This is a genomic window from Staphylococcus sp. GDY8P131P, from assembly GCF_017891975.1.
Lineage (GTDB): Bacteria > Bacillota > Bacilli > Staphylococcales > Staphylococcaceae > Staphylococcus > Staphylococcus nepalensis.
In genome coordinates this window covers 232,338-250,763 of sequence record NZ_JAESKF010000006.1, presented here as the reverse complement: position 1 = coordinate 250,763, position 18,426 = coordinate 232,338, and the positions used below count along the sequence as shown (strand labels likewise).

Below are 18,426 nucleotides of genomic sequence, written 5' to 3'. Positions count from 1 at the left end.
CAATAGCTGCTTATTCTTAGTGGAGATTAAATAGTTAAAATAATAAAAGCAAAGCAATTCGTAGAAATAAAAGGAAAAATTACATATATTGTACACACATAGTATACAAAAAAGCGCTTTTATTGTATAATACATGTAAATATTAGATATTTGTCCACTACGAAAATACATTGCAGTTTCTGTAATAGACAAAGGAGTTTTTAATTATGAAAAAAATAATGATTACAGGTGCTTTAGGTCAAATCGGTACAGAACTCGTTATCAAATGTAGAACATTATATGGGAATGATAATGTGCTCGCTACAGACATTAGAGAGCCAGACGTTGATTCTGCTATTGCTCAGGGTCCTTTTGAAATTTTAGATGTTACAGATAAAAATCATATGACTCAAATTGTGGAATCGTTTAAGCCAGATACATTTATGCATATGGCTGCGTTACTATCTGCAACAGCTGAAAAAAACCCTCAATTTGCATGGGACTTAAATATGGGAGGTTTATTGAATGCTTTAGAGGTAGCTAGAGAATATCATTTACAATTCTTTACCCCTAGTTCTATCGGTGCATTTGGCCCTTCGACCCCAAAAGTGAACACACCACAAGTTACAATCCAACGACCAACGTCTATGTATGGTGTGAATAAAGTTGCTGGCGAGTTATTATGCCAATACTACTTTGATAAATTTGGAGTGGATACAAGAAGTGTTAGATTCCCCGGTTTAATTTCACATATTAAAGAGCCAGGTGGGGGCACAACAGATTATGCAGTTGATATTTATTTTAAAGCAGTTAGAGAAGGACACTATTCAAGTTATATTGCTAAAGACACGTTTATGGATATGATGTATATGGAAGATGCAATTGATGCGATTATCCAATTAATGGAAGCAGATGGGGTGAAATTGATTAACCGTAATGCTTATAACTTAAGCGCGATGAGTATCGAACCTGAAATGGTAAAAGAAGCAATTCGAGAGCATTATCCAGAGTTTCAATTAGATTATGAAGTAGACCCTATAAGACAGAATATTGCCGATAGTTGGCCAAATAATATCGATATAAGTTGTGCAAGAGCAGAATGGGGCTTTAACCCGAAATATGATTTAAATAAAATGACTGAAGTTATGTTAAATGAAATTGCAAAAAAAGATAAAGTAAGGTAAGCCTGTGAGCACTCAATAGGATGAGTGACTAGGCCAAATGATATGCTCCTTCTAAAGTAGACGTTAAAAAGTTGGCACTTTAGAAGGTTTTTTTATGTTATCAGTAATAGCTGAATCCATTTGTTAAAGTATTTATATCAAGATATGAAAGATGCTTCACCTGTGGGATGTGGGTTGGACAACGAAATTAATTTAGAAAAAAGCGGTTTTTTGTTTTGCTTATTTTGTCATATTGATGTTCCATTTAGCTTATAAATCAAGCTTAAATAGTGAAAATACTTCATATTAATATTTTTTAAATTTTTTGAAAATTATTGAACGAAACTATTCTGATTGATATACTTTATTATATTACTTAATAATAGAACATTGGGAGGATATAGTCATGTCAGAAAAAATAAATTTTGTGCAACGTGAAACACTTAAAGAAAAACCAGATCCAAGTCAATTAGGATTTGGACAATACTTCACAGATTATATGTTAAGTTTCGACTACGATATTGATCAAGGATGGCATGATTTGAAGATTGTGCCTTACGGACCAATTGAACTTTCTCCAGCAGCTCAAGCATTACACTATGGCCAAGCAGTATTTGAAGGTTTGAAAGCTTACAAACATGATGGCGAAGTAGACCTATTCCGTCCATCTGAGAACTTTAAACGTATTAATAATTCATTGGCGCGTTTGGATATGCCGAAAATTGATGAAGAGGTACTGTTAGAAGGGTTAAAACAATTAGTTGATATAGAACGTGATTGGGTGCCAGAAGGTGAAGGCCAGTCATTATACATACGTCCATATGTTTTCGCTACTGAAGGTATCTTGGGCGTCCGCCCTTCATATTCATATAAATTATTAATTATTTTATCTCCATCAGGTTCATACTATGGTGGCGCATCATTAAGCCCAACAAAAATTTATGTGGAAGATGAATATGTACGTGCAGTACGCGGTGGCGTAGGCCATGCTAAAGTAGCAGGCAATTATGCTGCTAGTTTATTAGCACAAACAAATGCCTCAGCGCAAGGATATGATCAAGTATTGTGGTTAGATGGTGTGGAACAAAAATATGTAGAAGAAGTAGGAAGCATGAATATCTTCTTTGTAGAAAATGGTAAACTTGTCACACCAGCATTAAACGGTAGTATTTTGCCAGGTATTACGCGTAAAACAGTAATTGAATTAGCACAAAATTTAGGATATGAAGTAGAAGAACGTCGCGTTTCTATTGATGAACTTATTGAAGCGCATCATAAAGGTGAACTGACAGAAGTATTTGGTACAGGTACTGCAGCAGTTATTTCTCCAGTAGGTCAATTGAAATATGGTAACACTGAAATCGTTATTAACAATAACGAAACAGGTGAAATTACACAAGATTTATATGACAATTATACTGGTATCCAAAGCGGTAAACTTGCAGACCCACAGGGTTGGAGAGTAGTTGTACCTAGATATTAATTTATATAAAACTAATCGATTGTTATGCAAAATTCGAGGCTGGGGCATAAAAATAATGTCTCAACCTCGAATTTTATATAGGCAGCAGATATCTCATTGGAAAATGAATGGGTATTTGATTATTTTATATGGTGCTAATTTAAATAGATAGCTTTTATGAATGGTACGTTTGAGCTCATAGTCATGTTAGATTATCTTTGTATAACATGTAACAATGCGACACAAATTCAGAAATTATAAAGAATATTACTTCCAATAACCAAATAGCGGTCCATCATTGCCATATATTGGGTCTGTTTGAGGTAAGCCTACACTTTTAATATTTTCTAAATTCTGAGGCCATTCATCCGGTTGCCCAGTACAAAAGTCATAATCAGCACCGTTTGGATACGCACCTATCACAGCAAATGCGTCTTGACTATCAATAAGTTTATGCCCGAATCCCGCTGGAAGTATGACAACATCACCATATTGAATACCGGTTTTAGGACCATTTTCACCACCTAATTGAACTGTCGCTTTACCTGAAACAACCACTAACACTTCATGCGTATTGCTATGATAGTGATGTTTTGGAAATATGCCCCCACGCCAAGTGTTTAACCAGTTATTAAATTTTAAAATATCTAGAGGGCTGTCCACATCATTGATTACATTTTTGTATAATAATAAGGGATATTGAGCGTTGTTTGGAATGGCGCCATCCTGGTCACGAAAAATCGTTTCGACTTCAATTTTTTTATCTGACATTATTGGTTTCACCTCTTTAGCTATTATTACTATATCTCATTACCGAGATGTTAATATTTTAAACCACAGTAAATAATCTTAGCATCAGGTACATAATTTGTTCCTTAATCTATTTTTATATTAAAATAAACAAGCAGATTAGATTATACATACTGTTAATACATAGGAGCTGTTCAGAACATGAAATGGATATTATTTGATAAAGATGGCACAATTATCTATTTTGATCGTAGTTGGATGAAAATAGGACTACAATTAGTAGAAGATTTTATGGAAAAATATAAAGAAGATATTAATAATATTGATGAAAGTTATGCATATTTAGGTGTAGTAGACGGTGAAATACAACCTGGGACAATTATGGCATCGGGCGCATTAGACGAGATGGTTAAAGCATTTTGTAAAATTGCAAATCAAGATGTGACGCAGTGGGCACAACAAAGGAGCCAAACACTTGTTGATAATAGAGTCCCAGAAAATGTATTAGTAGAAGGAATTAACGAAACTTTAGAAACACTTCAACAAAGAGGCTATAAAATGGGGATTGTTACAAGCGATTCTAAAAAGGGCGTAGAACAATTTTTAGAATATACACAATTTGAGCGTTTTTTTGATATTGTAATTTCTACAGAAGCAGATGCAGTAGAAAAACCAAACCCAGAAGTACTCAATTCGCTATTTTATAGATATGAAGTAGATCCTAAAGATGTTGCTATTGTCGGGGATACTGCTAACGATATTCAAACAGGTGTAAATGCACAATTAGGCTTAAAAATTGCGGTTTTAACAGGCGTTGGGTTAGAAGAAGAATTTGCTAAAGCAGATTACATTTTTGACAATGTAAATGATATTGTAGATGTATTAAAATAATAGGATAGGTATATAAAATATGTCATAATATACGTAACGTATATTATGATTTTTTTATTTGAAACGTATGGGGGTGATTGAATGATTGATGGGAAATATGCAGATTATCGCGGAGAAATTTATAAAGTTGTAGAAATCGTAAGTAATGAAGTGTTATTAGTAACTGAAGATGAACAAGCGACGGCATTTGGTTTTGAAGCGCAAACCAATCGTCACACGACGCACACTTTATATTACAAACATGTAGCAAGAGATGATATTGATGAATTGTATGAACTCTATCAAGAAGCGAGATATAGTGGTGCCATATTTGACTTGTACCAAGACGTGGATGGCCAATTGTATATAGGCACAGAAGACGAAGATAAAGCAAGTGCATTTGGACTCAGTCAAACAGATGAATATTATTTTAGTAAATACGTTGATGAAGATGAAATAGAAAAAATTATTTATAGAAATCATATAGAGTAAATGCAAGTCTATGCTTTTGCATCAGTTATAGCATATTTACGCTGTTTAAATAAAAAGAGGTTCAAAAATAAGCAATGTTTTGACATTGCTTATGATATCAGCAGCAGATGGCTGAAATGAAAATATAATAAAGTGCTACTTCTTCATTTACGAAGCTTAGTAGCACTTATGCATGAGTCTAAGTTTATGTAGTCTACTGGGCTCTAATAGCACACTACATATGAATTGTAGCTCGCAATCTTAGCAGCGTTTATATTTTTTCTAGTCATTTTTGCCAAAGTAGAACAACAAAATTATTTTATAAAAATATGGTTTCTGCTTCTCTCACCAAGTATTGGCAAAGAGCGTTAGAAACTATAAAATCAATATACATCTGTATTACGTTAGCTATGGTTTATAACATATTTGAATCCGAATTGTGAATAGCTGTCGGATGTGTTTAATTAACCAAACTAGCGTTGGTCAACACTACGATAAGTATCAATGATATGACGGATCTTATCAATCACTGGGTTTAACGATTCGGGATTTGAATGTAAATCATACTCATTGATATTTACTCTAACGACTGGACAAGCATTGAATTCACTAATCCAATCTTCATAACGTTGAAATAATTTCTGCCAATATTCAGGATCCGTTTCAATTTCCATTTGACGGCCACGTTGTTTAATACGATCAATGACTTCGTCATAGTCACATTCTAAGTAGATAAGCACATCTGGTTTAGGGAAGTAAGGAGTCATGACCATTGCATTAAATAATTCTGAATACGTATTGAAGTCCTCTGGGCTCATAGTGCCTTGTTCTTCATGCATTTTAGCAAAGATGTCCACGTCTTCATAGATAGAGCGATCTTGGATAAAGCCGCCACCGTATTCAAACATACGTTTTTGTTCTTTAAAACGTTCCGCTAAAAAGTAAATTTGTAAATGAAAGCTCCAACGTTCAAAGTCATTATAAAATTTATCTAGATAAGGATTTTGGTCTACATTTTCAAAAGATGTTCTGAAATTCAACCTTTTAGCTAATGCCTTGGTTAATGTAGATTTACCAACGCCGACTGTACCAGCGATTGTAATTACAGCATCTTGAGGTATACCGTATTTATTCATGCTCATTTCCTCCGATCAATGGTTTCACTAAGTTTAATATATAGTTATAATCATTTTCTTGTTTCATAAAGTCTAAATCAGTTGTATCTATGTGAATAACGCGCTCGCCGTCTGCTTCTAATGAACTATAATAGGCATTGTAATCTCGTTTTAGATTAAGCAAATAGTCATCTTCGATCTGGTGTTCGAAACTACGATTACGTAATGCAATACGTTTTTTTAAAACTTCTAAATCAGCATCTAAAAAGATGATGATATTAGGCATTTCTAAGTCTTCAGTTAAAATATCATAAATTCTTGAAAACTTGCTAAATTCAGTAGGAGTTAAAGTGTTATTTGCAAATATTTTATTTTTATAAATATGATAGTCACTGACGATGCCAGTAGAAATTGATGCAAGATCTTGAAATTGTTTATAACGATTGCATAAAAAGAACATTTCTGTTTGGAAGCTCCACTTGGAGATATCTTCATAGAAATCAGATAAAAAGGGGTTTTCGTTTACAATTTCTTTTTCTTCATAATAATTAAAAGTTTGGCTAAGTTTATGTGCTAACGAAGATTTACCGACGCCAATCGGGCCTTCTACAGCAATAAATTGTTTTTTCATGTTTTTACCGCTCCAATGTTAAAATAGACAATAAATATTGTACCATATGTGAGGTGATAGACACATGTTAACTGACCAATTTTATATGAAAATAGCGATTGAAGAGGCTAAAAAGGCTGCCAATATCGGAGAAGTACCGATTGGAGCAATTATTGTGAGAGATGGAGAAGTGATTTCACGAGCACACAATTTGCGAGAAAGTACTCAAAACCCTACAGCACATGCTGAACATATCGCTATTCAAAAGGCATCTCAATATCTTAAAAGTTGGAGATTAGAAGGGTGTAAACTTTACATTACTTTGGAACCTTGTGTAATGTGTTCAGGTTCTATAGTGATGAGTCGTATTCCTGAAGTCATATACGGAGCAAAGGACCCAAAAGGTGGCTGTGCAGGGAGTCTTATGGACCTCTTACAGGAATCTAGATTTAACCATCGAGCAAACGTTAAAACCGGCATATTAGAAGAAGAATGTAGTGAATTGTTAAAAGTATTTTTTAAAGATATTAGACAAAAGAAAAAACTCATACGAACAGAGGATAATACAAATAATGAAACATTTGGTAGAATATGAAATGTGTTACAAAATTGTGGCAAATGATAGATGTGTAATTTTGAGATATAGATGAAACGGGGTAAATAAATGATAAATTTAATTGCAACAGACATGGATGGTACATTATTGAACGCTGCGCACGAAATATCAGATGAAAATATTCGAGCTATCAAATATGCACAATCACACGGTATTACGGTAGTTATCGCTACTGGGCGTGCATTTTATGAAGCCAATGCACCAATCAATCAAACTGATTTAAAAGTGCCCTATATATGTTTGAATGGTGCAGAAGTACGAGATGAATCATTTAATATTATGAGTACTTCAAATTTAAATAGAGAACTCATTAATCGAATTACTGATGAACTAAATAAAGAAAATATTTTTTACCAAGTATATACTAATTTGGGTATTTACACAGAAAACCCATTACGTGACTTAGAAATTTATATTGATATCGCTCAACGCGCGGGCCAAGAGGCTGATGTTGAAAAAATAAAAAGTGGTATTCAAAAACGTATAGATAACGGGACTTTAAAAGTTGTTGATAATTACGACAAAATTGAGGATACTCCAGGTGAAATCGTCATGAAAATATTAGCATTTGATAGTGATTTAGAAAAAATTGATCGAGTTAGTGAAATTTTAGCGCAATCTGGAAGTTTAGCAGTTTCTTCTTCTTCTAGAGGGAATATTGAAATTACACATTCAGATGCTCAAAAAGGCATCGCATTAAACACGATTGCAGAACGCCTGAATATTGATATGGAAAATGTTATGGCGATTGGTGATAACATGAATGATGTATCTATGTTAGAGCGTGTCGGCTATTCAGTCGCTATGGATAATGCAGCGCCAGAAGTCAAAGCGATTGCGAAATACCAAACAGATTCTAATGAACAAAGTGGTGTAGGAAAAGCAATTATGACGTTACTTAAAGAAAACAACAAAATATAGCATGAGGTGAAAGAGGGAATGAAAGGATTAATCATTGTTGGTAGTGCTAAAATGGGCTCTCATACTAATGCACTGGCTCATTATTTGAAAGGTCATTTTAAAGACCAATCTTTTGAAGCGGAAATATTTGATCTGGCAGAGCAACCCATTCATCAACTTGATGTTTCTGGCGTATCTAAGCCAAGCGAAGTATATAAAAATAACTTGAAAATGCTACAAACTAAAGCTAGAGAAGCAGATTTCTTTGTTTTAGGTACACCAAATTATCATGGGTCGTATTCTGGTATTTTAAAAAACGCACTAGACCATTTAACGATGGATGACTTTAAAATGAAACCAGTTGGCTTAATAGGGAACAGTGGTGGCATTGTAAGTGCTGAACCACTATCCCATTTACGTCTGATTGTACGTTCGTTACTTGGTATTGCAGTGCCAACACAAATTGCGACGCATGATACGGATTATAATAAATTGGATGATGCTACATATTATTTAGATAATGAAGAATTTCAATTACGCGCGAGATTATTTGTGGAGCAAATCATTGCTTTTGCGAATAATAGTCCATATGAACACTTGAAATAGCACGTATAGCATATCCATTACGCATTAGGTTGCAGTGATATTAAAACGGATAATAGCATATCTATTTTTTTATGGAAAATAATCAAGTTTTTAAAGGAGAGCATATAAAATCAAAGTCATTTTTAATGACGATTCATTTTATATGCTCTCCTTTTTGGTATGTTAATTAAGATGACGAATGAAGCATTGAATCAACAATTAAATGGTATTGTTCAATAATGTGTTTGATTTTTTCTAAGTCGATGTCGTGTAAGTAGATACATCTTTCATCGTATTGGTCTCTTGATTTTTTTAAAAGATTGAGTTCTATGAAATGGTTGATTTGCATAGAGATAGGTGAGTTTTGAACTTGTAATTGTTTCTTTAAATCTAATGCATTCATTTTGCGTTTATTAAGGTAGCGTAATTTATCTAAAATAATAATCTCAGATATAGTAAGGTTCAAATTCTGTTTTACTACTTTATTTATGAGACCTCTTTTTTCTTCATAAATAATTGTGTTCATATTATCACACCCTTTTTAAAATGACATTTACACCTTAGTTTGATAACGATGATTGAAATCGAATGTTATGTGTTGGATATCACGCCATGGGTTTCTATACTTATGAATCTCAGAAGGTTGATAACCTATAAAACGTTTAAAAAGATAGCAATAATCATCTTGAGTACGAAAACCATAACGCTGTTGTATTGTATTTAATTGATCGTCTTCAAGTAAATCACAAATGGAAGCGTGGATTTTAGAAGACGTTATATAGTTAGATAGTTTGCAACCCATCAATGCTGAAAATTCTCTTGATAAAAAACTATTATTTACAAAAAATTGATTAGCGATTTGTTGGCAAGAGACTTTCGTGGTTAAATGTGTGTTTACATAATGAACCACGTCTTTAATTAAACGATGTTTATAATTATTTTGAATTTCAGTGTATTGAGAAGCGCCATAATCTAAAACATAAATACTTTTGATTAATCGATTGATGGATTGATTAAAACGGTGGTTGGATTTATGTTGAATCGCCTTAATCATATCGGAAAATTGGATGTGTAAATCGTATTTCTCTGGGATATATGTATTATTTTTATCGTTTTGGTGAGAGCTGCACTGATAATAATAAAAATTATTGATAGATAAGCAAATTAAAGTGCCATTAAAAGAGATATGTTTAACGCATTCGTAGTCGTGGATATGAAATATATCGCCCACTTTAAAATGATGAAAAGTATTGTTTTTTAAAATGATTAAAGTGCCTTCTAATATTAAAAAAATATTGAAGCAGTGTCGTTTGCTTAATTGGTTAAGCGGGGCATGCGTAGTATAATATATATTTAAATTGTAATCCATTTTGTCTTTTTCACCACTTACATCAAATAAAAATTAATTTCAAACTACTACAGTCATTATTTTAATATGAAAATTGTATATAGAACATTAATAAAATTTAACAGTTAATACACAATATTTTATAATTAGTTATATATGGACGTATTTAGTAGTAATATTTTTAAATGAACCATTAAAATTTTACTATTATACATTTGATTAATGATTGGGAGAAAAATTAATTTATATAGTGCAATATTTACATTGACAAAATATTTTGAAAGTAGATTAAATAAGGGTTAAGAAATGGGGCACCCATATCCGTATACAAAATTAAAATGTTTTTCTGTTCAAAAGGAGTCAAGTCTCAACAGTTGAAATTTTAAATTTAACTGTTGGCGTACACTACAATAAAAATAGAAACCCTATGTTGGTATTCCAAAAATTCCCAATTTGAAGATACATATTATCTAAAAATATCCTACGCCGCTTATAATTGTTGTTCAAAGTAGTCTTATTTAAGTATGTTTATATGGGTGGGACGTTTATTTTTAGTAAGACATATATAGTTCATATTGTTACTCATTGTAAATAGAGTTATGGTTATTAATATTTTATAATAAGGTGTCATTTTGGGATATTTGCTATAAAATTTTAAACCTTATATTTAATATTGCAATGCATTAAATAAAAAAAGAGACCCAGCTGGGTCTCTGATAGTCTATAAAAATGATGTCTTCTAAAGCGTTACTTTTCATATATCGTTATTGATGCATAATAATATGAGTCGATATAGTCGACTCTAAAAATATTTTCCACTTATCATCCATTTTATTTCATAGCGTTATCTTCTGTATTTTAATTTTGCAAAAGCATCATGTTGATGAATTGATTCTTCATTTCTACATTCAATGTCAAAACCTTCAATCCAATCAAAATCGACTAAATCTGCAGCAATCAGACGGATTAAGTCTTCGACAAATCTAGGGTTTTCATAAGCGTGTTCTGTAACACTTTTTTCATCTGGACGTTTTAATATAGGGTAAAGTATGGAGCTTGCATTGGCTTCCATGGCATCTAAGATTTTTTCTTTATAATCATCTGTTAAATTAGCGTCTTTACTTAAATAAGCTTTAACAGTTACAATACCACGTTGGTTGTGTGCTGAGTATTCGCTGATTTCTTTTGAGCAAGGGCAAAGTGTTGTCACTGCGACTTGAAGTGTAATTTCTTTACGTGTAACGTTTTCTTTATCTATAGCCATACCATAAGTTACATCTGCATGACCTACAGCTTTAATATTTGTAATTGGGCTATGACGATCAAAGAACCATTTAGCTGATACATCAAGTCCGGCAGCGTTTTGTTCCATGCGTTCTTGCAAACTTCGTAAAAGACGATATAAAGAATCGAAATCTAATTCAATACCATTGTCATAATGCTTTTCAACACTTTCTAAGATACGACTCATGTTAATACCTTTTTCATCTTGATTAAGACTTGTTGAAAAACTGAAATTTCCAGCTGTTTGAAAACGATCTACTAATACCGGATATACAAGATTTTTAATACCTACTTCTTCAATTTCAAACAAGAAATTTTTGTTTGTGCTTTGTAAATCTTTCATTTCTTCTTTAACGGTTGGTTTTGTCCCTTCGATTGGGTCAACAGAGCCAAAATGTTTCCATCGACCTTCTCGAGTTGATAAATCAAATTCTGTCATGATATTGCCTCCACTTAAGATTCAAAGTTATAAGTCCAATAAGGTTCAACTTCTAAAAAGCTTTGCGCTTCTCCAGATACATCAGGTGTAGCAAGTTGTTTCAAAAATGGCCCTGTTTGAGATGCGTGCGCTTCAAATGCACGAAGTTTAACCTCTTTATAATCACTGATCTCATTTAGAATGTCTGGTTCACCTAATTTTTCGGGTGCGTCATTACTAAATGCAACAAGTTGTAGACGGGGTCTTTCCGCTGCTTTCATGCGTCCAACAGTTCTAACAACTGCTTCTGCAGTAGCTTCATGGTCAGGATGCACTGCGAATTGAGGATAGAATGAAATGATCACTGATGGGTTTAATTCATCGATTAATGATTTTATCATCTCGTCCATTTCATCATGTGGTTCAAATTCTACCGTTTTGTCACGCAAACCCATTTTACGTAAATCAGTTATACCAATTGCTTCCATTGCATTCTCTAATTCTTTTTCACGAATATCTGGTAAAGATTCACGTGTGGCAAATGGTGGATTACCTAAATTTCGTCCCATTTGACCTAGTGTTAAACAAGCGTATGTGACTGGTACGCCGTTATCTATATAACGTGCTAATGTGCCTGCAGATGAGAATGATTCATCATCTGGATGTGGAAAAATAACTAATACATGGCTCTCCTCTGTCATGATTCATCCTCCTTATGCGTTAAATGGTTGAGTACTTATTTCTAATGCTGCCGCCAATTGTCCTTCATAATTAAAGCCAGCTAATAGAAGCTCACCATGCTCATTTATTTCATAATGTGTTAAACCTTGCACATAGACCCAACCGCCATCTTTCAATTTTAATCCTACGCGATACGGGTCTTTATTGCCGCCTTTAAGCTGTGCATGTTCAAAAGTTACTTGAATGTTTCTTAAAAAAGTGCCTGCGTTAAATACACGTTGGTCAAAGTGAGCAGCGTATGCGCCGTTAGTCGTTTCGACATGTAAATACACAGGTTTATCTTCATATGAAGATAGTAATGTTTGTACTTTTTCATCAATTATTTGTTCCAAACTTTTGCCTCCTTGATTCCAAACCCCAAAACTTTTATGATATCAATTGTTTTAAACAAGTGTCATTGAAAATAATCAGTCTAACCTTTAGTGTAAACTGACTTAAACACATTTTCTACCTGAAAAATGAATTTTATCTTAGATTTGTACGTAATATTTTGATTATCTTTCTATTTTACTAAAAAAGCCTTGAAAAATGTATCAGTCTGCTCATTTGGTATTTTGAGCTTAAAATTTATAATGGGAAATTATTGGGGATTCATTTTCTGTAAAAAATATAGAAAAAACGTATAATAAGAAGTATAATAATGTTTTATTTGTTGCAAACAAAAATCAATGACATAAGGAGGGCAACGGTAAATGAAAATTACAAATTTAGGATCCCGTGACTATGCTTCATTTTATGTTGCATGTGAATTATTTAAACAAATGAGCCAACAATCACACAGTAAATTAGGCTTAGCTACAGGTGGAACTATGGTTGATGTGTATGCATTTTTAGTAGATTTGCTCAAAAAGAACCAATTAGATGTTTCAGGTATCGAAACATTTAATTTAGATGAATATGTCGGATTGTCGGCATCACATGAACAAAGTTATCACCGTTATATGAATGATATTTTATTTGAGCGTTATCCATATTTTACGCAATCTTTGATTCATGTCCCGAACGGTGACGCAGATGACTTAGCAGCGGAAACTAAAAGATATGAAGATTTAATCAACCAACAAGGACCAGTAGATATTCAAATTTTAGGTATTGGGGAAAATGGTCATATCGGCTTTAACGAGCCAGGTACAGATATGAATAGTACGACTCAAGTCGTTAATTTGACTGAAAGTACAATTAACGCGAATAGTCGTTATTTTGATAATGAAGATGAAGTGCCAAAACAAGCTGTGTCAATGGGTCTAGCTTCTATTTTGAAAGCAAAAAGAATTATTTTATTGGCTTTTGGCGAGAAAAAAAGGGCAGCAATAGAACAATTAGCGAAAAATGAAGTGGATAAACAAGTACCTGCTACAATTTTACACGCACATCCAGATGTAGAAATTTATGTAGACGATGAAGCGGCACCACGCTTTTAAACTTTCAGTTTAAATCATCTCTGAATGGGTAAACATGTATATGTGTAAGTTTTTAAATAAAGTAAATTAGCTCATGTATATCATGGCTATAATTAATTCAAGAAGGGATGATCATATTGGAATTACAACTAGCAATTGATTTATTAAATAAAGAGCAAGCTACAGAGCTTGCAAATAAAGTTAAAGATTATGTAGATATCGTAGAAATTGGTACGCCAATCGTTATTAATGAAGGTTTGCCAGCGGTACAACATTTAAATGATAATATTGATGGTGTTAAAGTGTTAGCTGACCTTAAAATTATGGATGCGGCAGATTATGAAGTGAGCCAAGCGGTTAAATTTGGTGCTGACGTCGTTACTATTTTAGGAGTTGCAGAAGATGCATCAATCAAAGCTGCAGTAGAAGAAGCACATAAAAATGATAAAGAATTATTAGTGGATATGATTGCAGTGCAAGATTTACAAAAACGTGCTAAAGAACTTGATGAATTAGGCGCAGATTATATCGCAGTGCATACTGGTTATGACTTACAAGCTGAAGGCAAGTCTCCATTGGAAAGTTTACGCCAGGTGAAGTCAGTAATTACAAACTCTAAAGTAGCAGTAATTGGTGGTATTAAACCTGATACAATTAAGGAAGTAGTGGCAGAAGAGCCAGATTTAGTTGTCGTTGGCGGCGGTATCGCAAATGCAGACGATCCAGTAGCAGCTGCAAAACAATGTAAAGATGCGATTGAAGGCAGATAGTATGACTGAAATTACAAATTATCGTTTAATCTTAGATGAATTAGATCATACACTTTCACACGTGAGAGATAGTGAGGCACAGGCGTTTTTATCACAAGTGATTAAAGCAAATCATGTATTTGTAGCAGGCAAAGGACGTTCAGGGTTTGTAGCGAATAGCTTTGCGATGCGCTTGAACCAGCTTGGAAAATACGCCTACGTTATTGGTGAATCGACAACACCTTCGATTACTGAAAATGATTTGTTTATCGTTATTTCAGGCTCAGGTTCAACGGAACATTTGAGATTATTAGTGGAAAAAGCTAAGTCGGTAGATGCAGAAGTTGTGTTATTATCCACAAACCCAAGTTCAGCTATTGGAGCACTTGCTAATACAGTGATAGAATTGCCTGCTGGAACAAAGTATGACGCAGAGGGATCATCACAACCCTTAGGAAGCCTTTTCGAACAAGCTGCACAAGTTTTTCTAGACAGTATCGTACTTGATTTAATGAAAGAACTTAAAGTCGATGAAGAAACAATGCAACGAAATCATGCTAATTTAGAATAATAGTTAACATTTCTTACATTGATTACGATAATCGTATGTGATTTATACAATAGGACGGAGAAGAAATCTTATTAAAAATTAGATTTCTTCTCCATTTTTTTCGCTAATGGTTAAATGTGTAGATATACAAATTAAAAGCAACCATATAACAAACCTAGATACTACATTGTTATACAGAATGAACATGTATGCTAAATTCAGTAGATAAAACGACTGAAACTTACCTATTTTGTATGAGCTAATTCAAATAAAAGAGCATTTATCAATAAAGCATATAAATAAGGCAATAGTTCATATTGGACCACAACGTATCTTTAGCAAATTATCTTGTTTTTATTGGTATTTCATTTGTTCTCTTTATTTGAAAAAAATGGGATTATTACCCATTTTCTATCTATTTTTTAAACTTTTAAGGTATAAATGATAAAAAGTTTGAGAAACTTTTAAATTTTTGGGATAAACTTGTCATTTAAAACCCAAGTGTTTTTGTTATAGCATCTTATATATTAAATGTTAATATATTTTGTATAAAAGTTAACAAAGGGAGTTGTCATAACGTTGGAGATTTTAGAAAAAGTGGAAAATCAAGCTAGAACTCAACCACATCACATAGCACTGACATTTAATGCACAACATATGACTTATGCTGAATTAGAAAATGACATGAAAATAAAAAGCACATTATTTTGGTCTATACCCAAACATAGCTTTGTTGGATTGGTTATTCAAAACCCCCAAACCACAATTTCCTTATATTTAGCATTATTAAAAAGGGGTTGTGTCCCGTGTGTTTTTGATTATCGATGGACGAAAGAACAGATTAATAATTTAGTAGAAAAATATGGAATCCCTTATTTGATGTATGAAGACCATCACTTAATACATACTAAAGCCAACAATGATAAATTGGACTTTAATGAAGACTTATTGCATATTGGTTTTACATCTGGAACGACTGGGATACCAAAAGCCTATTATAGAGGAGAAAAATCTTGGGTTAAGTCATTTATTGAAAATGAGCAATTATTCGAAAGGGCAATTGGTACCATCATTGCACCTGGGCCTTTATCACACTCGTTATCATTATATGCTTGTATTTACGCTTTATATACAGGAAGAGCTTTTATTGGGCAACAATATTTTGACGCTGAAAATATAATGAAAAATATACAAGGGAGACTAGACAATATAGCTTGTTTTCTAGTTCCGACGATGATACAAGCTTGTCTTTCAACTCAAATATGTATAAAAGGAAATCATTATATTTTGAGTACGGGAGATAAACTGACATTATATCATCGTCAACGGGTTAACACATTTTTTCCTAATAGTGATTTAATAGAATTCTTTGGGACATCAGAAGCTAGTTTTATAAGTTATAACTTTAATAATAGCGCACCATCAGAATCAGTTGGAAAATTATTCCAAAGTGTAAAAATGAATGTTGATCAGCCTGATGAATTAGGCATAGGTGTATTAAAGATACAAAGTGAATTGGCTTTTAGTGGTTATGTTGAAGAAGGGATATGTTACTATACTTGGATTGAAACAGGTGACTTCGCTTTTTATGATAACAATGGCTATTTATACTTACGCGGTAGAAAACATGACCGTATGATTATTGGTGGACGCAATGTTTATCCTTCTGAAATTGAAAACAGTGCACAACAATTACATATATTTGATGAAGTAATCGTCATAAATGAAACACATTCAAAATTTGGAGAAATTGCTGTATTACTGTATACAGGGGATGAAGAAGTGACCTATAAGTACTTTAAATCATTAATGATGCAACGTTTAGCTCGATATCAAATTCCTTCTAAAATATTTAAAGTTAAACGAATGTTGTATACGCAAAGTGGTAAAATTGCGCGTAGTCATATGAAACAATATTATTTAAAGGGAGAATTGTAAATGAAAGAAGCAGTTATCGTTGCAGCCAAACGTACTGCATTTGGAAAATATGGTGGTAAAATGAGACATATAGAGCCAGAAGGGTTATTGAAACCATTATTTAGCTATTTTAATACACACTATACCAGCATTATGGACAATGTCGATGATGTTATATTAGGAAATGTGGTAGGAAACGGTGGTAATATAGCTCGGAAAGCATTATTGGAAGCAGGACTCAAGCACCAAATACCAGGTATGACAATTGATCGCCAATGTGGTTCAGGGTTAGAAGCAGTGAATCAAGCTTGCAGAATGGTTCAAGCAGGGGCTGGCACAGTATATATTGCGGGCGGTGTAGAAAGTACAAGTAGAGCACCTTGGAAAATCAAACGCCCTCAATCTCTCTATGATACACATCTGCCGGAATTTTACGAAAGAGCACCATTCGCACCAGAATCCCAAGATCCTTCTATGATACAAGCGGCCGAAAATGTAGCTGAACAATACGATATATCTCGAATTGAACAAGATACCTTTGCGTGGCAAAGTCATCAAAAAACGATTGAAGCATATAATCAAAACCTTATTCCCCAAGAAATACTACCATTTAAGATAAAGGGGGGCATATTTCAATATGATGAGAGTATTAAACCACAGTTAAATCAACGCGTCTTGAGTCGTTTAAAGCCATTATTAGTAAATGGAACTATCACTGCTGGTAATTGTTGTATGAAAAACGACGGCGCCGTATTATTGTTGGTAATGGAAAAATCAGTGGCTGAATCATACGGATTACATACTGGTTTAGCATTTGTTGATCATGTAAGCACCGGAGTAGACCCAAATGTATTGGGCATAGGACCCGTGCCTGCTGTAAAAAATTTGTTAGCCAAACAAGCATTTTCTGTAAAAGATATTGATGCAGTTGAATTGAATGAAGCATTTGCCTCCCAAGTATTAGCGAGCCAAAAGGCATTGCACATTTCAGATGAAAAGTTAAACATCTATGGTGGTGCGATTGCAACTGGGCACCCTTATGGTGCAAGTGGCCCTGCACTTGTTGCTAGGTTATTTTATATGCAACATAAATATAGAACAATAGCTACAATGGGCATTGGAGGAGGTATGGGCAATGCAACATTATTTGAAAGATGGTCATGAAGACAAACAAATGGTATTTCATAAAGGCGACGTCGTTGCTTATAATCCATTATTTGAGCAAAAGTTAGAAACCTTCATATCGCCATTATATTGCGCAAGTTTGTGGCCTGAATTTGAATTGTTCCAACCATTTATTGCACGTAATCTGTTATTGAAATCAACAGAAATAGAATATTTACATGCCTTGAAAACTGAGATGACTTACGATGTTCAATTATCATTGATTGAGCAGAAAAGGGTAAGACAATTTGTCAAATATGTTTTTGAAATGAAAATAAATAAAAATAGAGTGAAATGTATATATATTAAACAAACATTTTTGGAGAGGGTATAA

General features: G+C 33.3%; 21 protein-coding genes. 13 read left to right on the top strand and 8 right to left on the bottom strand.

Features of this window, described 5'->3' with window-relative positions; all coding sequences use genetic code 11:
• The first annotated feature begins 206 nt into the window (after positions 1–206).
• Positions 207–1,163, top strand: a complete 957-nt coding sequence (locus tag KA894_RS06820) for an NAD-dependent epimerase/dehydratase family protein (protein WP_096810880.1) — start codon at positions 207–209, stop codon at positions 1,161–1,163.
• Positions 1,164–1,548: 385 nt separating this feature from the next.
• Positions 1,549–2,625 (top strand): branched-chain amino acid aminotransferase, encoded by a 1,077-nt coding sequence (locus KA894_RS06815; RefSeq protein WP_119487739.1) that lies wholly within the window; start codon positions 1,549–1,551, stop codon positions 2,623–2,625.
• A gap of 246 nt (positions 2,626–2,871) precedes the next feature.
• Here the strand turns inward: KA894_RS06815 and KA894_RS06810 are convergent, their stop codons facing one another.
• Positions 2,872–3,375 carry a cupin domain-containing protein gene (locus KA894_RS06810; RefSeq protein WP_096810878.1) on the bottom strand — a complete coding sequence of 168 codons (504 nt, stop codon included), beginning with the start codon at positions 3,373–3,375 and terminating at the stop codon, positions 2,872–2,874.
• A 180-nt stretch (positions 3,376–3,555) separates the two neighbouring features.
• Between KA894_RS06810 and KA894_RS06805 the strand changes: the two genes are divergently transcribed.
• Both KA894_RS06805 and KA894_RS06800 read left to right on the top strand, forming a co-directional pair.
• Positions 3,556–4,245, top strand: a complete 690-nt coding sequence (locus KA894_RS06805) for an HAD family hydrolase (protein ID WP_096810877.1) — start codon at positions 3,556–3,558, stop codon at positions 4,243–4,245.
• 81 nt (positions 4,246–4,326) lie between these two features.
• The gene (locus tag KA894_RS06800) at positions 4,327–4,716 is read left to right on the top strand and encodes a hypothetical protein (protein ID WP_103373458.1); all 390 of its coding nucleotides are present in this window, start codon (positions 4,327–4,329) and stop codon (positions 4,714–4,716) included.
• A gap of 452 nt (positions 4,717–5,168) precedes the next feature.
• On the opposite strand, the gene KA894_RS06795 is transcribed toward KA894_RS06800, so the two are convergent.
• Positions 5,169–5,831, bottom strand: coding sequence for a deoxynucleoside kinase (locus tag KA894_RS06795; protein WP_096810875.1), 663 nt, complete (start codon positions 5,829–5,831; stop codon positions 5,169–5,171).
• Positions 5,824–6,441 carry a deoxynucleoside kinase gene (locus KA894_RS06790; protein WP_096810874.1) on the bottom strand — a complete coding sequence of 206 codons (618 nt, stop codon included), beginning with the start codon at positions 6,439–6,441 and terminating at the stop codon, positions 5,824–5,826. Before KA894_RS06790 ends, KA894_RS06795 begins: the two co-directional genes overlap by 8 nt.
• A 64-nt stretch (positions 6,442–6,505) precedes the next feature.
• Here KA894_RS06790 and tadA point away from each other — a divergent pair, with 64 nt between their 5' ends.
• The 3 genes from tadA (at position 6,506) to KA894_RS06775 (ending at position 8,542) form a co-directional block, all read left to right on the top strand.
• Positions 6,506–7,015, top strand: coding sequence for a tRNA adenosine(34) deaminase TadA (gene tadA, locus KA894_RS06785; RefSeq protein WP_119487738.1), 510 nt, complete (start codon positions 6,506–6,508; stop codon positions 7,013–7,015).
• A 69-nt stretch (positions 7,016–7,084) separates the two neighbouring features.
• Complete coding sequence (locus KA894_RS06780) at positions 7,085–7,957, top strand: HAD family hydrolase (protein WP_107644006.1); 873 nt, start codon at positions 7,085–7,087, stop codon at positions 7,955–7,957.
• An 18-nt stretch (positions 7,958–7,975) separates the two neighbouring features.
• Entirely contained in the window at positions 7,976–8,542 is a 567-nt protein-coding gene (locus KA894_RS06775) for an NADPH-dependent FMN reductase (RefSeq protein ID WP_096810871.1), read from the top strand.
• Between the two features lie 166 nt (positions 8,543–8,708).
• Here KA894_RS06775 and KA894_RS06770 read toward each other — a convergent pair whose 3' ends face one another.
• The 5 genes from KA894_RS06770 to KA894_RS06750 form a co-directional block, all read right to left on the bottom strand.
• The gene (locus KA894_RS06770) at positions 8,709–9,047 is read right to left on the bottom strand and encodes a transcriptional regulator, SarA/Rot family (protein WP_096810870.1); all 339 of its coding nucleotides are present in this window, start codon (positions 9,045–9,047) and stop codon (positions 8,709–8,711) included.
• Positions 9,048–9,074: 27 nt separating this feature from the next.
• Positions 9,075–9,890: a helix-turn-helix transcriptional regulator gene (locus KA894_RS06765; RefSeq protein WP_119487737.1), complete on the bottom strand. Its 816-nt coding sequence runs from the start codon at positions 9,888–9,890 to the stop codon at positions 9,075–9,077.
• 823 nt (positions 9,891–10,713) lie between these two features.
• Complete coding sequence (gene folE2, locus KA894_RS06760; protein ID WP_103373390.1) at positions 10,714–11,592, bottom strand: GTP cyclohydrolase FolE2; 879 nt, start codon at positions 11,590–11,592, stop codon at positions 10,714–10,716.
• A gap of 14 nt (positions 11,593–11,606) precedes the next feature.
• Positions 11,607–12,272, bottom strand: a complete 666-nt coding sequence (gene bshB2 / locus KA894_RS06755) for a bacillithiol biosynthesis deacetylase BshB2 (protein ID WP_096810867.1) — start codon at positions 12,270–12,272, stop codon at positions 11,607–11,609.
• Between the two features lie 12 nt (positions 12,273–12,284).
• Complete coding sequence (locus KA894_RS06750) at positions 12,285–12,644, bottom strand: YojF family protein (protein WP_103373392.1); 360 nt, start codon at positions 12,642–12,644, stop codon at positions 12,285–12,287.
• Positions 12,645–13,004: 360 nt separating this feature from the next.
• On the opposite strand from KA894_RS06750, the gene nagB reads away from it, so the two are divergent.
• The 6 genes from nagB to KA894_RS06720 all read left to right on the top strand — a co-directional run bounded on the left by nagB (position 13,005) and on the right by KA894_RS06720 (position 18,426).
• Positions 13,005–13,733, top strand: coding sequence for a glucosamine-6-phosphate deaminase (gene nagB / locus KA894_RS06745; protein ID WP_096810865.1), 729 nt, complete (start codon positions 13,005–13,007; stop codon positions 13,731–13,733).
• Between the two features lie 116 nt (positions 13,734–13,849).
• Entirely contained in the window at positions 13,850–14,482 is a 633-nt protein-coding gene (hxlA, locus tag KA894_RS06740) for a 3-hexulose-6-phosphate synthase (protein WP_096810864.1), read from the top strand.
• Between the two features lies 1 nt (position 14,483).
• Positions 14,484–15,032, top strand: a complete 549-nt coding sequence (hxlB, locus tag KA894_RS06735; protein WP_096823941.1) for a 6-phospho-3-hexuloisomerase — start codon at positions 14,484–14,486, stop codon at positions 15,030–15,032.
• Positions 15,033–15,590: 558 nt separating this feature from the next.
• Positions 15,591–16,949, top strand: a complete 1,359-nt coding sequence (locus tag KA894_RS06730) for an AMP-binding protein (protein ID WP_115342387.1) — start codon at positions 15,591–15,593, stop codon at positions 16,947–16,949.
• On the top strand, positions 16,950–18,092 hold the full coding sequence (locus KA894_RS06725; RefSeq protein ID WP_210133848.1) for a thiolase family protein: 1,143 nt from the start codon (positions 16,950–16,952) through the stop codon (positions 18,090–18,092). It abuts the gene before it with no gap.
• Complete coding sequence (locus tag KA894_RS06720; RefSeq protein WP_210133846.1) at positions 18,064–18,426, top strand: hypothetical protein; 363 nt, start codon at positions 18,064–18,066, stop codon at positions 18,424–18,426. Before KA894_RS06725 ends, KA894_RS06720 begins: the two co-directional genes overlap by 29 nt.

Coding starts and splice junctions, on each gene's coding strand:
- KA894_RS06820 (WP_096810880.1), top strand. CDS start 207: ATGAAAAAAATAATGATTACAGGTGCTTTAGGTCAAATCGGTACAGAA.
- KA894_RS06815 (WP_119487739.1), top strand. CDS start 1,549: ATGTCAGAAAAAATAAATTTTGTGCAACGTGAAACACTTAAAGAAAAA.
- KA894_RS06810 (WP_096810878.1), bottom strand. CDS start 3,375: ATGTCAGATAAAAAAATTGAAGTCGAAACGATTTTTCGTGACCAGGAT.
- KA894_RS06805 (WP_096810877.1), top strand. CDS start 3,556: ATGAAATGGATATTATTTGATAAAGATGGCACAATTATCTATTTTGAT.
- KA894_RS06800 (WP_103373458.1), top strand. CDS start 4,327: ATGATTGATGGGAAATATGCAGATTATCGCGGAGAAATTTATAAAGTT.
- KA894_RS06795 (WP_096810875.1), bottom strand. CDS start 5,831: ATGAATAAATACGGTATACCTCAAGATGCTGTAATTACAATCGCTGGT.
- KA894_RS06790 (WP_096810874.1), bottom strand. CDS start 6,441: ATGAAAAAACAATTTATTGCTGTAGAAGGCCCGATTGGCGTCGGTAAA.
- tadA (WP_119487738.1), top strand. CDS start 6,506: ATGTTAACTGACCAATTTTATATGAAAATAGCGATTGAAGAGGCTAAA.
- KA894_RS06780 (WP_107644006.1), top strand. CDS start 7,085: ATGATAAATTTAATTGCAACAGACATGGATGGTACATTATTGAACGCT.
- KA894_RS06775 (WP_096810871.1), top strand. CDS start 7,976: ATGAAAGGATTAATCATTGTTGGTAGTGCTAAAATGGGCTCTCATACT.
- KA894_RS06770 (WP_096810870.1), bottom strand. CDS start 9,047: ATGAACACAATTATTTATGAAGAAAAAAGAGGTCTCATAAATAAAGTA.
- KA894_RS06765 (WP_119487737.1), bottom strand. CDS start 9,890: ATGGATTACAATTTAAATATATATTATACTACGCATGCCCCGCTTAAC.
- folE2 (WP_103373390.1), bottom strand. CDS start 11,592: ATGACAGAATTTGATTTATCAACTCGAGAAGGTCGATGGAAACATTTT.
- bshB2 (WP_096810867.1), bottom strand. CDS start 12,272: ATGACAGAGGAGAGCCATGTATTAGTTATTTTTCCACATCCAGATGAT.
- nagB (WP_096810865.1), top strand. CDS start 13,005: ATGAAAATTACAAATTTAGGATCCCGTGACTATGCTTCATTTTATGTT.
- hxlB (WP_096823941.1), top strand. CDS start 14,484: ATGACTGAAATTACAAATTATCGTTTAATCTTAGATGAATTAGATCAT.
- KA894_RS06725 (WP_210133848.1), top strand. CDS start 16,950: ATGAAAGAAGCAGTTATCGTTGCAGCCAAACGTACTGCATTTGGAAAA.
- KA894_RS06720 (WP_210133846.1), top strand. CDS start 18,064: ATGCAACATTATTTGAAAGATGGTCATGAAGACAAACAAATGGTATTT.